Origin of the sequence: Burkholderia sp. Ac-20384, from assembly GCF_017104605.1 — a bacterium.
GTDB lineage: Bacteria > Pseudomonadota > Gammaproteobacteria > Burkholderiales > Burkholderiaceae > Burkholderia > Burkholderia lata.
Genome location: NZ_JAAGPE010000057.1, coordinates 1 through 12,646 on the forward strand (window position 1 = coordinate 1; position 12,646 = coordinate 12,646).

Annotated in this window: 11 protein-coding genes; 6 read left to right on the forward strand and 5 right to left on the reverse strand. The window is 65.4% G+C overall.

Annotation, left to right across the window (positions count from 1 at the left end; genetic code table 11):
• Positions 1-167: 167 nt before the first annotated feature.
• Positions 168-575: a cupin domain-containing protein gene (locus G3O00_RS13690; protein ID WP_241025127.1), complete on the reverse strand. Its 408-nt coding sequence runs from the start codon at positions 573-575 to the stop codon at positions 168-170.
• 215 nt (positions 576-790) lie between these two features.
• On the opposite strand from G3O00_RS13690, the gene G3O00_RS13695 reads away from it, so the two are divergent.
• On the forward strand, positions 791-1,723 hold the full coding sequence (locus G3O00_RS13695; RefSeq protein ID WP_206143267.1) for a LysR family transcriptional regulator: 933 nt from the start codon (positions 791-793) through the stop codon (positions 1,721-1,723).
• A gap of 143 nt (positions 1,724-1,866) precedes the next feature.
• Here the strand turns inward: G3O00_RS13695 and G3O00_RS13700 are convergent, their stop codons facing one another.
• Together G3O00_RS13700 and G3O00_RS13705 are read right to left on the reverse strand one after the other, a co-directional pair.
• On the reverse strand, positions 1,867-2,163 hold the full coding sequence (locus G3O00_RS13700; RefSeq protein ID WP_011355813.1) for a hypothetical protein: 297 nt from the start codon (positions 2,161-2,163) through the stop codon (positions 1,867-1,869).
• 393 nt (positions 2,164-2,556) lie between these two features.
• On the reverse strand, positions 2,557-3,315 hold the full coding sequence (locus G3O00_RS13705) for a TIGR00730 family Rossman fold protein (protein WP_174930587.1): 759 nt from the start codon (positions 3,313-3,315) through the stop codon (positions 2,557-2,559).
• 1 nt (position 3,316) lies between these two features.
• Here G3O00_RS13705 and polA point away from each other — a divergent pair, with 1 nt between their 5' ends.
• From polA to G3O00_RS13720, 3 genes are all read left to right on the forward strand, one after another.
• Positions 3,317-6,070, forward strand: a complete 2,754-nt coding sequence (polA, locus tag G3O00_RS13710) for a DNA polymerase I (protein ID WP_206143268.1) — start codon at positions 3,317-3,319, stop codon at positions 6,068-6,070.
• 271 nt (positions 6,071-6,341) lie between these two features.
• Complete coding sequence (locus tag G3O00_RS13715) at positions 6,342-7,676, forward strand: NAD(P)/FAD-dependent oxidoreductase (RefSeq protein WP_041493352.1); 1,335 nt, start codon at positions 6,342-6,344, stop codon at positions 7,674-7,676.
• Between the two features lie 423 nt (positions 7,677-8,099).
• Entirely contained in the window at positions 8,100-8,975 is an 876-nt protein-coding gene (locus G3O00_RS13720) for a dienelactone hydrolase family protein (protein WP_174949171.1), read from the forward strand.
• A gap of 54 nt (positions 8,976-9,029) precedes the next feature.
• On the opposite strand, the gene G3O00_RS13725 is transcribed toward G3O00_RS13720, so the two are convergent.
• The gene (locus G3O00_RS13725; RefSeq protein ID WP_206143269.1) at positions 9,030-9,899 is read right to left on the reverse strand and encodes a sulfurtransferase; all 870 of its coding nucleotides are present in this window, start codon (positions 9,897-9,899) and stop codon (positions 9,030-9,032) included.
• Between the two features lie 117 nt (positions 9,900-10,016).
• Entirely contained in the window at positions 10,017-11,123 is a 1,107-nt protein-coding gene (locus G3O00_RS13730) for an aromatic ring-hydroxylating dioxygenase subunit alpha (protein ID WP_011355807.1), read from the reverse strand.
• 270 nt (positions 11,124-11,393) lie between these two features.
• Between G3O00_RS13730 and G3O00_RS13735 the strand changes: the two genes are divergently transcribed.
• Both G3O00_RS13735 and G3O00_RS13740 read left to right on the forward strand, forming a co-directional pair.
• On the forward strand, positions 11,394-11,687 hold the full coding sequence (locus G3O00_RS13735) for an exodeoxyribonuclease VII small subunit (protein ID WP_011355806.1): 294 nt from the start codon (positions 11,394-11,396) through the stop codon (positions 11,685-11,687).
• The gene (locus tag G3O00_RS13740) at positions 11,684-12,568 is read left to right on the forward strand and encodes a polyprenyl synthetase family protein (RefSeq protein WP_011355805.1); all 885 of its coding nucleotides are present in this window, start codon (positions 11,684-11,686) and stop codon (positions 12,566-12,568) included. Before G3O00_RS13735 ends, G3O00_RS13740 begins: the two co-directional genes overlap by 4 nt.
• The last annotated feature ends 78 nt before the right edge of the window (positions 12,569-12,646 follow it).

Below are 12,646 nucleotides of genomic sequence, written 5' to 3' on the forward strand. Positions count from 1 at the left end.
CCCGGCCAATGCCGGTGCCGCCGCCGGTGACGAGCGCGACGCGTCCGTCGAGCCGGGGCCGCGTCGCGGCGGGAGAGGATGACGAGCTGCGTGAATCAGGCATGACGAGCGTGGCTCCATGTAAGAGGAAGAGAGCTGGCCGGCGGGCCGGCGCATGGTCGAGGTGCTTAGTCCCGGTGGTCGGGCACCGTCAGGGGCGTGCCGGGTGAGCCGGCGTAGAACACGATCAGTTCGGCTCGCTCGTCGCCGGTTTCCCCGCGATGGGCGCCGTCGACCATTTCCGGCACCACGTCGCCCGGGCCGAGCGCCAGCCGCTTGCCGTCGCTGCGGCGCACGGCGGTCAGGTGGCCCGACAGCACGTAGCCGACGTTGATCGACGGATGCGTATGCCACGGCAATACCGCGTGAGGCGGAATCGTGTAGCGTACGACCGTGATCTCCGGTTGTTCTGGCGGGTAGGAGCGATATCGCGAGCCGTCCCACGCATGCGTGGTTCGCAGCAGTACCGTCTCGGTCGCACGGCTACCTGCGTCCGTGTCCTGTGCGGTTGCCCGTGGCGAACCAGCGACAATCAATGCGGCCGCGACGACGGTTCGCGAAACGACTGAAAATGAAAGTGTGTGCATGGCGGCGGGCCGTTTGGCCCCGGGTATCGAAGACAGCGCCATTGTGCGAAGCAGCGTGCCGAGCGAATAGCACCTGACCGGTTGAAACCGATTCAACCGGTCGGACAGGCGTTGCGATGCCGTGGACGATCGCCCGGGCGTTTCGGGCTTGACGGGAGCTGCGAATGGATCGATTGAAGGCGCTGACGGTGTTCGTCCGTATCGCGGCCGCGGGCGGCATCAGCGCGGGCGCCCGCGAGTTGGGCATGACGCCGCAAGCGGCCAGCAAGCAGGTCGCAGCGCTGGAGGCGCTATTGAACGTGCGGCTTCTCCAGCGCTCGACGCGCGGGATCGTGCTGACGCTCGAGGGTGAACGTCTGCTGGCACAGTGCCGCGGCGCTGTCGGGGAGCTGGAGAGCGCGCTGCGCATGCTCGACGACGATCAGGCGCCCGCGGCCGGCACGATCCGTGTTGCGGCGCCGTATTCGCTGGCCCGGCGCTTTCTCGCGCCGCTGCTCGGCGAATTCTGCGACCGGCAGCCGGGCGTCACGGCCGAACTGATCGTCAGCGACGACATGGCCGACATCGTCGAACAGCGGATCGACATCGCCGTGCGGACCGGCAATCTGCCGGACAGCGGGCTCGTTGCACGGCGCGTCGCCGATCTGCAATTGATCGTCTGCGCGGCGCCTGCGTACCTGCGTCGCCATGGCGAGCCGCAGACGATCGACGCGCTGCGCGATCATCGTTGCACCGCGTTCCTGTATCCGCGCACGGGCAAGCCGTTTCCGTGGGAATTCCTGGTTGATGGTCGCGTCGACACTCGACAGATCGTCCCGTTCATCGCGACCAACGACATCGATGCGGAACTCGACACGGTGCTGAGCGGCGCCGCGATCGGCCAGTTCTTCGGCTATTCGGTTCATGCGCACATTCGCGAGGGGCGTCTCGTGCCGCTGCTGACCCGCCACGTGACGTGCCGTTACGGCCTCCATCTATGCATGCCGCAGCGCATGCACCTGCCGCGCAGGAGCCGTTTGCTGATGGATTTCCTCGCCGACCGGCTTGGCGGGCATCCGGATCTTGCACCGCTTTCGTTTGCGGAAGCGTCGGCATGACATGTGCCTGATCACGGGCGCGCCCTCGGGCGGCTGCGCATCATCGCTTCGCGCTCGTCCGTCAGCGGTTGAAAATCAAAAGGCCGCCCGGCGCCGAAGCGCACGGGCGGCCTTGTGCAGGTCGAGCGGCTGCGCAGATTCGCTCAGCACTCGCCCTTCTTCGCATGTCCCGGCGGGCAGTGATAGCCGCGATCGTCGTGGCCGCGATGGCGCTGGTGATCTTCCCACTCGCGGCGTTCCCAGTAGCGGTGGCCGTCGTAGTAACGATCGCCATGCCAGCCGACGATCACCGCGGGCGCCGGAGCGACCATGACGGGCGCGGGCGCGACGACGACCGGCGCGGGCGTGCCGATGTTGACGTCGACGTTGACGGCGTGGGCGAGGCCGGACAGCGAAAGGCCGAGGCCGGCGAAGGCAAGGGCGATCAGCGAGCGTTGCATGTTCTTTTCCGTGGTGTTGTTGTAGAAGGTCGGCGCGACACGATGGAAGCGAGGGGGGATCGTTCCACCGGGGGGAAACGCCGCACCGACACATGCAGTGTGCTGGCGCGCGACGGAAAACGCGAGGCGGGTTTGTTACGGCGGATTGGCGGCCGGCAGGCGCGGGGTGCGGGCGTCGGGCCGCGTCATTTGACAATGGCGGCCCGCGTGTACGGACGATTGCGCGCGCGTCGCACTGCACCGGCGGTGCGGATTTGACATTCCGCGGCGCACGGTCGCGAAGCGCGATTAATCGCGCGTTACAAAGTGACACGCGGCAGGTGGCGGGGTCGCCATGCCTGCCGCGCGGGAAGCGGTACGCCGGCCGTCGGGCCGGCAGTCGTCACGGATGGATTACAGATAGAACATCCGGTCTTCGTCCGGGCGCGGCGGATGGCCTTCATCGTCCGAACCTTCTTCCTCGCCGCTGTCCTCGTAGAACGCGAGCACCGCGTCGAGCACCTGGTCGGGATCGTCGATCACCTGCATCAGGTTCATGTCTTCCGGATTGATCAGGCCCATCGGAATGAGCTGGTCGCGGAACCATTGCAGCAGCCCCTTCCAGAACTCGCTGCCGACGAGGATGATCGGCACGAGGCGCGACTTCTTCGTCTGGATCAGCGTGAGCACTTCCGACAACTCGTCGAGCGTGCCGAAGCCGCCCGGCATCACGATCACCGCATCCGAATTCTTCACGAACGTGACCTTGCGCGTGAAGAAGTGGCGGAAGCGCAGCGAGATGTCCTGGTAGTGGTTGCCGGCCTGTTCGTGCGGCAGCTCGATGTTCAGGCCGACCGACGGCGCTTTACCGGCGTGCGCACCCTTGTTCGCGGCTTCCATGATGCCGGGGCCGCCGCCGGAGATCACGGCGAAGCCGGCGTCGGACAGCTTGCGCGCGATCTGCGCGGCGAGCTTGTAGTGCGGCGTATCGGGTTTGAGGCGGGCAGAACCGTAGATGCTGACAGCCGGGCGGATCTCCGACAGGTACTCGGTCGCCTCGATAAACTCTGCCATAATCGTGAACATCTGCCACGATGCGCGCGCCTTCTTGGCCGTCGCGCGTTCTTGATCTGCGAGTGAACGCAGACTCGGAATCACTTTTCTCTTGTTCATAATGCCTGAAGAACGAAATCTGGAAGGTAAGACCCTGCTATTGGTTGACGGTTCGAGCTATCTGTATCGGGCTTACCATGCGATGCCTGATTTGCGTGGCCCTGGCGGGGAGCCGACCGGAGCGCTCTACGGAATCATCAACATGCTGCGCCGTATGCGCAAGGAAGTCAGTGCAGAGTATAGCGCTTGCGTGTTCGATGCAAAGGGCAAGACGTTCCGCGACGACCTTTATGCCGACTATAAGGCAAACCGTCCGTCGATGCCGCCCGATCTTGCGTTGCAGGTCGAACCGATCCATGGCGCGGTGCGCGCACTCGGCTGGCCGCTGCTGATGGTCGAAGGCGTCGAGGCCGACGATGTGATCGGCACGCTCGCGCGCGAAGCCGAGCGGCACGGGATGAACGTAGTCGTGTCGACCGGCGACAAGGATCTCGCGCAGCTCGTCACCGATCACGTCACGCTCGTCAACACGATGACCAACGAGACGCTCGATCGCGACGGCGTGATCGCGAAGTTCGGCGTTCCGCCCGAGCGCATCATCGACTACCTCGCACTGATCGGCGACACCGTCGACAACGTGCCGGGCGTCGAGAAGTGCGGGCCGAAGACGGCCGTTAAATGGCTGGCGCAGTACGACAGCCTCGACGGCGTGATCGAGCATGCGGGCGACATCAAGGGCGTGGTCGGCGACAACCTGCGCCGCGCGCTCGACTTCCTGCCGCTCGGCCGCACGCTCGTGACCGTCGAAACGGCTTGCGATCTCACGCCGCATCTCGAATCGATCGAAGCGTCGTTGAAGAGCGACGGCGAAGCGCGTGACCTGATGCGCGACATCTTCGCGCGCTACGGCTTCAAGACCTGGTTGCGCGAAGTCGACAGCGCGCCGGCGGAAGGCGGCGGCGCGGATGCGCCGGAAGGCGAGCCGGCGCCGGTGGTGGCGGCCGACATCGTGCGCGAGTACGACACGATTCAGACCTGGGAGCAATTCGACGCGTGGTTCGCGAAGATCGACGCGGCCGAGCTCACCGCATTCGACACCGAGACGACCTCGCTCGACCCGATGCTCGCGCGGCTGGTCGGCCTGTCGTTCTCGGTCGAGCCGGGCAAGGCGGCGTACCTGCCGGTTGCGCACCGCGGCCCCGACATGCCCGAGCAGCTTCCGCTCGACGAAGTGCTCGCGCGCCTGAAGCCGTGGCTCGAATCGGCCGATCGCAAGAAGGTCGGCCAGCACCTGAAGTACGACGCGCAGGTGCTCGCAAACTACGACATCGCACTGAACGGCATCGAGCACGACACGCTGCTCGAATCGTACGTGGTCGAGTCGCATCGCACGCACGACATGGACAGCCTTGCGTTGCGTCATCTGGGCGTCAAGACGATCAAGTATGAGGACGTGGCCGGCAAGGGCGCGAAGCAGATCGGTTTCGACGAAGTCGCGCTCACGCAGGCCGCCGAATACGCGGCCGAAGATGCGGACATCACGCTGCAACTGCATCACGCGCTGTATCCGCAGGTTGCGCGCGAACCGGGCCTCTTGCACGTGTACCGCGAGATCGAGATGCCCGTGTCGCTCGTGCTGCGCAAGATGGAGCGCACGGGCGTGCTGATCGACGACGTTCGCCTGCAGGCACAGAGCACCGAAATCGCGACGCGCCTGATCGAGCTCGAAGCGCAGGCGTACGAACTGGCGGGCGGCGAATTCAATCTCGGCTCGCCGAAGCAGATCGGGCAGATCTTTTTCGAAAAGCTGCAATTGCCGGTCGTGAAAAAGACGCCGAGCGGCGCGCCGTCGACCGACGAAGAAGTGCTGCAGAAGCTGGCCGAGGACTACCCGCTGCCGAAGCTGCTGCTCGAGCATCGCGGGCTGTCGAAGCTGAAGTCGACCTATACCGACAAGCTGCCGCGCATGGTGAACCCTTCCACGGGCCGCGTGCACACGAACTACGCGCAGGCCGTCGCCGTCACGGGCCGCCTTGCGTCGAACGATCCGAATCTTCAGAACATTCCGGTGCGCACGGCCGAGGGCCGGCGGATCCGCGAAGCGTTCATCGCCTCGCCGGGCCACCGTATCGTGTCGGCCGATTATTCGCAGATCGAACTGCGGATCATGGCGCACATCTCGGGCGACGCGTCGCTGCTGCGTGCGTTCTCGCAGGGCGAGGACATCCACCGCGCGACGGCCGCCGAGGTGTTCGGCGTGACGCCGCTGGAGGTCAATTCCGACCAGCGCCGGATTGCGAAGGTGATCAACTTCGGGCTCATCTACGGGATGAGCGCGTTCGGGCTCGCGTCGAACCTCGGCATCACGCGCGATGCGGCGAAGCTCTATATCGACCGTTATTTCGCCCGCTATCCGGGCGTCGCGCAGTACATGGAAGACACGCGTTCGGTGGCGAAGGAGAAGGGCTACGTCGAAACCGTTTTCGGTCGCCGTCTGTGGCTGCCGGAGATCAACGGCGGCAACGGCCCGCGCCGCCAGGCGGCCGAGCGCGCGGCAATCAATGCGCCGATGCAGGGCACGGCGGCCGACCTGATCAAGCTGTCGATGATCGCGGTGGACGACTGGCTCACGCGCGACAAGCTGGCGTCGCGGATGATCATGCAGGTGCACGATGAACTGGTGCTCGAGGTACCCGACGGCGAACTGTCGCTGGTGCGCGAGAAATTGCCGGAAATGATGTGCGGCGTGGCGAAGCTGAAGGTGCCGCTGGTCGCCGAAGTGGGTGCCGGTGCGAACTGGGAAGAGGCACACTGACGCACCGCCGCGCGGTTCCCGATTCCTGCGGCATATTGTTGCAGGGATGCTGAATATCGAGATGGTTTGCTTGTGGTCAACGCGTAAGCTCCCGGACAATGCATGTCATTGACACGGGGGCATGCGCGCCCCGCGTTCCGGGGTTGGAAACATCGAAGTGCTTCGAACTGCACATCGATGATGTCCGAACCGGTTAATCCACCGGGTCGCGCGAATGCATCGCGTTCGCACTGTCCGGCGGCAGCAGTTTCGAATCGCAAAGGGGGAACAGATGCATCGGATCATCATCGTAGGCGGAGGCGCGGGCGGCCTGGAACTGGCGACGCGGCTCGGCGACCGTTACGGCGCGCGCGGCAATCGTTCCGCGCGTGCGCTTGTCACGCTCGTCGACCGCAATCCGACCCACATCTGGAAACCGCTGCTGCACGAAGTCGCGGCCGGCAGCATGGACCCGTTCACGCAGGAGCTCGAATATGCGGCGCAGGCGCGCTGGCACGGCTTCGAATTCCAGCAAGGCGGGCTGACCGGGCTCGACCGCGCGGCGAAGCGCATCACGCTGTCGCCCATCAACGACAGCGACGGCGAGGAGCTGTTGCCGGCGCGCGAGCTGGAATATGACACGCTCGTGATCGCGATCGGCAGCACGACTCACTTCTTCGGCGTGCAGGGCGCGGCGGAAAACGCGATCGCGCTCGATACCGTTGGCGAGGCCGAGCGCTTCCGCAAGCGGCTGATCGCCGCGTGCATGCGCGCCGAGCATCAGCCGCCGGCGCCGACTGCGCCGGGTGAAGCAGCCGAGCCGCGCATCCAGGTCGCGATCGTCGGCGGTGGCGCGACCGGCGTCGAGCTGTCCGCGGAACTGCGCAACACCGCACAGGTGTTGTCGGCCTACGGGCTGCACAAGCTCGACCCGCGGCACGACGTCGGCATCGTGCTGATCGAATCGGGGCCGCGGATCCTCCCGGCATTGCCGGAGCGCGTGTCGTCGGCGACGGCCGAACTGCTCGAAAAGATCGGCGTGCGGCTGATGCTCGCCGAGCGCGTGACCGAGGTGGCGCCCGGTGCCGTCCATACGGCGAGCGGCAAGACGGTGCGTGCCGACCTGACGGTCTGGGCAGCCGGCATCAAGGCGCCGTCCGTGCTCGCCAATCTCGATGGCCTCCAGGTCAACAAGCTCGGCCAGCTCGACGTGCGCCGCACGCTGCAGACCTTTACCGACGACAACGTGTTCGCGCTCGGTGATTGTGCGGCATGCGCATGGCCCGGCAACGAGCGCAACGTGCCGCCGCGCGCGCAGGCTGCGCACCAGCAGGCGAACTTCCTGCTGAAGGCAATCGGCTGCCGGCTCGACGGGCGCCCGCTGCCCGAATTCACGTATCGCGACCTCGGCTCGCTCGTGTCGCTCGGCCATTTCAGCGCGGTCGGCAACCTGATGGGCGGGCTGATCGGCGGCAACATGCTGATCGAAGGGCTGTTCGCACGCTTCATGTACATGTCGCTGTACCGGATGCACATCGCCGCGCTGCACGGCTATCCGCGGATGATGCTCGACACGGTCGCGCACTGGCTGCGGCGCACGACGCTGCCGCGCGTCAAGCTGCACTGAGCGCGCGTTCGCGCGGGAAGCGGGCGGGGAGTGCGCACATCGTGCGCAGTCTTCGCCCGTTGTTCTTTGCGGGTAGCCGGGCTGCCGTGCCTGCGCGTGACGGGCAATATCGACCGCGTGCTTTTCGTTTCAATTCGCAAGCATCCGATCGCGCAATGGCGATCGACAGGCGGTTTGTTGCATCGCGATTCGACGGGCCGCCGGCGGGTTTTTGCGTGACGATCGACGTGTCGAATCAACATGTCGTAATCGAGTCTTACATATCCGACAGTTGACGTGACAACGGATTATTAGGCATCTTGTCCGGGTTTCCGTTTGCGGCGGGGTGCCAACCGCCGCAACATCCGCGCCGCGCGCCGGCGCGATGCCCCGTCATGCCGTGTCCGTGATCGTGACGCCGGCGCCCAATCGAGGAGTGCATTCATGTTGAAACCCGAAGTCGACAGCCTGGTTCCCCACGTTCCGTTCTCGCGCCGCAAGTTCATGCAGGCCGCGCTGGGCGGTGCCTTCGCGGCGGCCGTGCTGCCCGTGTCGGCGCAGACGGTTACGACCGACAGCGAAGGGCTGGACGTCGACACCGTCGAGATCCGCTCGGGCGACGCGAGCGTGCCCGCGTATCGCGCGCAACCGAAGGACAAGACGAACCTGCCGGTCGTCATCGTGATCCACGAGATCTTCGGCGTGCACGCGCACATTGCCGATGTCTGCCGCCGCTTTGCGAAGCTCGGGTATCTCGCGATCGCGCCGGATCTGTTCGCGCGGCAGGGCAACGCGGCGAAGTATCCGACGATCAAGGATCTGGTCGAGCATATCGTCAGCAAGGTGCCGGACCGGCAGGTGACCGAGGATCTCGACGCGACCGTCGCGTGGGCCGGCAAGAACGGCGGCGACCTGTCGCGTCTCGGCGTGGTCGGGTTCTGCTGGGGCGGCCGTCAGAGCTGGCTGTACGCGGAGCACAACCCGCACGTGCGTGCGGCCGTCGCATGGTACGGGTTCGTCGAAGGCAAGACCGACGAGATGACGCCGTTCAACCCGGTCGATCATGCATCGATGCTGAAGGTGCCGGTGCTCGGGCTGTATGGCGAGAAGGATGCGAACATCACGCAGGCTTCGCTCGCCGACATGCGCAAGGCGATCCAGGCGAGCGATTCGAAGCTCGCGCGCGAATCGGAGATCGTCGTGTATCCGGACGCCGGTCACGCGTTCTTCGCCGATTACCGGCCGAGCTATGTGAAGGCCGATGCGGAGGAGAGCTGGACGCGCGCGATCGCGTGGCTCCACAAGTACGGCGTGATGTAAACGGCAAGCGGCGGCACATGCCGCCGCTTCGTTGCGTCTGCGCCGTGACGGCGCTTACGGTGTCGGGCCGGTTGCGATCGGCCGCGACGGGTCGGCGCTCCATTCGCTCCACGAGCCCGGATACAGCGACGCGCCGTGCAGGCCCGCAACCTCCAGTGCAAGCGCGTTGTGGCATGCGGTGACACCCGAGCCGCATTGCAGGATCACGCGATTCGGTTCGGTGCCCGCCAGCACGGCGGAAAACGCCTCGCGCAGTTCATGACCGGTCTTGAAGCGGCCGTCGGCGGTCAGGTTGTCCTTGAAGAAGCGGTTGCGCGCGCCGGGGATGTGGCCGCCTACACGATCGATCGTTTCGTTTTCTCCACGGTAGCGATCGGGTGCGCGCGCATCGATCACGACGCGCGTGGGTGCATTCACATTCGCGAGCACGGCTGCCGCGTCGACCGTCGATTCGAGCGGCGCAGCCGCGCGGAAATCGCCGGCGGCCGGATGCGATACGTCGGTTGCCAACGGCTGGCCGGCTGCTTCCCAGGCTTGCAGGCCGCCGTCGAGCACGGCAACCGAATCGTGGCCCAGCCAGCGTAGCAGCCACCACAGGCGCGCCGCATACGCGCCGCCTTGTGCGTCGTATGCGACGACCTGCTGGCCCTGCTTGAGGCCGCGGCTCGCGAGCAGCGTGGCGAGTGCGTCGCGGGTCGGCAGCGGGTGGCGGCCGTTGGTGCCCGTTTTGCGGCCCGACAGGTCGCGGTCGAGGTGGAGGTACTGGGCGCCGGGGATATGACCGGCCGTATATGCGGCTTCGCCGGCAGCGGGGTCGACGAGATCGAAGCGGCAGTCGAACAGCGCGACGCTGCCGGGCGCCGCCGCCAGGCGCTCGGCGAGATTGGCGGCGGAGATGAGCGTGGTGTAGTGAGTGTGTGGCATGACGGCTCCCTGGAGTGCGAATGGCCTGACATTCCAAGTCTAAACAAAAAAAGACGGGCCGAAGCCCGTCTTTTCGTCTGCCGGATGCCATGCAGCGTCAAAGCGCCGCACGGGCTGTCAGATGTCGCCGAGGTGGCGGCGCAGGAACTCGTGGAAGTGCTGCATGCCGTCTTCCATCGGGCTCTGGTACGGGCCGACCTGCGATTCGCCGCGTGCCATCAGCGCACGGCGGCCTGCATCCATTCGCATCGCGATCTCGTCGTCCTCGACGGCCGTTTCCATATAGGCGGCGCGTTCCGCCTCGACGAATTCGCGTTCGAACAGCGCGATTTCCTCGGGGTAATAGAACTCGACGATGTTGGTCGTCTTCTGCGGGCCTTGCGGAATCAGCCACGACACGACGAGCACGTGCGGATACCACTCGATCATCAGGCCCGGGTAGTAGACCATCCAGATCGCGCCGAACTCCGGCGGCACGCCGTTGCGGAACTTCAGCACCTGCTCGTGCCATTTCTGGTAAGTCGCGCTGCCCGGTTTCGCGAGGGCGTTGTGCACGCCGACCGTCTGCACGCTGTACCAGTCGCCGAACTCCCACTTGAGGTCGTCGCACGACACGAAGCTGCCGAGGCCCGGATGGAACGGGACGACGTGGTAATCCTCGAGGTAGACCTCGATGAACGTCTTCCAGTTGTAGTCGCACTCGTGCACTTCGACGTGATCGAAGTGGTACTCGGAGAAGTCGAAGTGATGCTTCGTGCCGAGGTTGGCGAGGTCGCGCGCGACATTCCGCCCTTCGGCCTCGAACAGCAGCCCCTGCCAGTTCTGCAGCGGGCTCTTGCCGAGGTTCAGGCACGGCTTGTCGGGGAAGTGCGGCGCGCCGAGCAACTCGCCTTCCAGATCGTACGTCCAGCGGTGCAGCGGGCACACGATGTTCTGCGTGTGGCCGCGCCCGTTGAGCATGATCGCCTGCCGGTGGCGGCAGACGTTCGACAGCAGTTCGATCTGGTTCGCCTGGTTGCGGACCAGCACGCGGCCTTCCTTCTCGGACGGCAGCGCAAAATAATCCCCCGCCTCGGGCACCATCAACTCGTGCCCGACGTAACGAGGTCCTTTCTTGAAGAGGGTTTCGATCTCGCGCTGGAGCAGCGCCTCATCGAAGTATGCAGTGACTGGAAGCTGGCTGTGAGCCGACTTCAACTGAAGCGCGTCGCTCAGATTGGACATTCCCACTCCCGGTGTTAGCGTGAAAGCAGTGAACAACCCAACCATCGAAAAATCGATTTAGGGAAACGGGGAATTATACCCGGTTCGCCTCGCAAGGCTAGGATTAAGTGCCTGATTTGTGTCAATTTTTTGTCGGGCGACAATCGGGAGGCGCACAATGTGTGTCGAAGGTGGGGCCGGAATATGTGCCGGGTGCCCACGACGGCAGGTCGGAAAATTCTCTTTTGCCGTAGAATGTCCGACTTGTTTTGAAATTTGACACCCTCGTCCATGGCGAAAACCGCATCCCCAGGCGCCACGCCGCCCGGCAATGGCACCGAACCGTTGCCGGACAATTACGAGATGGCGCTCGCGGAACTCGAGACGCTGGTTGCCCGGATGGAAGGCGGCGCGTTGAGCCTCGAGGATTCACTGACGGCGTATCGCCGCGGTGCGACCCTCGTTGCGTTTTGCCAACAGCAGCTCGAGAAAGTGGAGCAGCAGGTTCGCGTGCTCGACGGCGCGACGCTGAAGCCGCTTTCGTCCGGAACGGCCGCCACGGACGGCGAAGACGACGATCTATGACATTCGAACAATGGATGCGGTCTGTGCTTGACCGTGTCGAGGACGCACTCGGCCACTATTTGCCCGCTGAAACCGCGGTGCCGGAGAAACTCCACGAGGCGATGCGCTATGCAGTCCTCGGCGGCGGCAAACGCGTTCGCCCGCTGCTGTGCCATGCAGCAGGCGAACTGACCGGTGCGACGGAAGCAGCGCGAAATGCAGCGGCAGCGGCGCTGGAGATGATCCACGTCTACTCGCTCGTGCACGACGACATGCCGTGCATGGACGACGACGCGCTGCGTCGCGGCAAGCCGACCGTGCACGTGCAGTACGACGAGCCGACGGCACTGCTGGTCGGAGACGCGCTGCAGTCGCAGGCATTCGTTGCGCTGACCGATGCCGCTGCGCTGTCGCCGGTGCAGCAGGCCGCGCTCGTGCGCGAGCTGGCGCTGGCAAGCGGCTCGATCGGTATGGCCGGCGGGCAGGCGATCGACCTGGCGAGCGTCGGCCTCAAGCTGACGCGCGAGCAGCTCGAGACGATGCACCGGATGAAGACGGGCGCACTGCTGCGCGCGGCCGTGCGGATGGGCGCGCTGGCCGGCGAGACGCCGTCCGCGGAAACGATGGCTGCGCTCGATGTGTACGCGGGGGCCGTGGGTCTGGCCTTCCAGGTCGTCGACGACATTCTCGACGTCACGACCGATTCGGCGACGCTCGGCAAGACGGCCGGCAAGGATGCGGCGAATGACAAGCCGACCTATGTATCGATCCTCGGCCTCGAGGCGTCGCGCGAGCTCGCAGCGCAACTGCGCACCGAAGCGCACGACGCGCTGAAACCGTTCGGCGCACGCGCACAGCGTCTCGCCGAACTTGCCGACCTGGTAGTGAACCGGGTCAGCTGACGCGAAAGCCCGCCGCCGCGCACATGCTACGGTGCGTGCAACAGAATGCGGGCGCGTTTGATTTCCTACAATGGAACG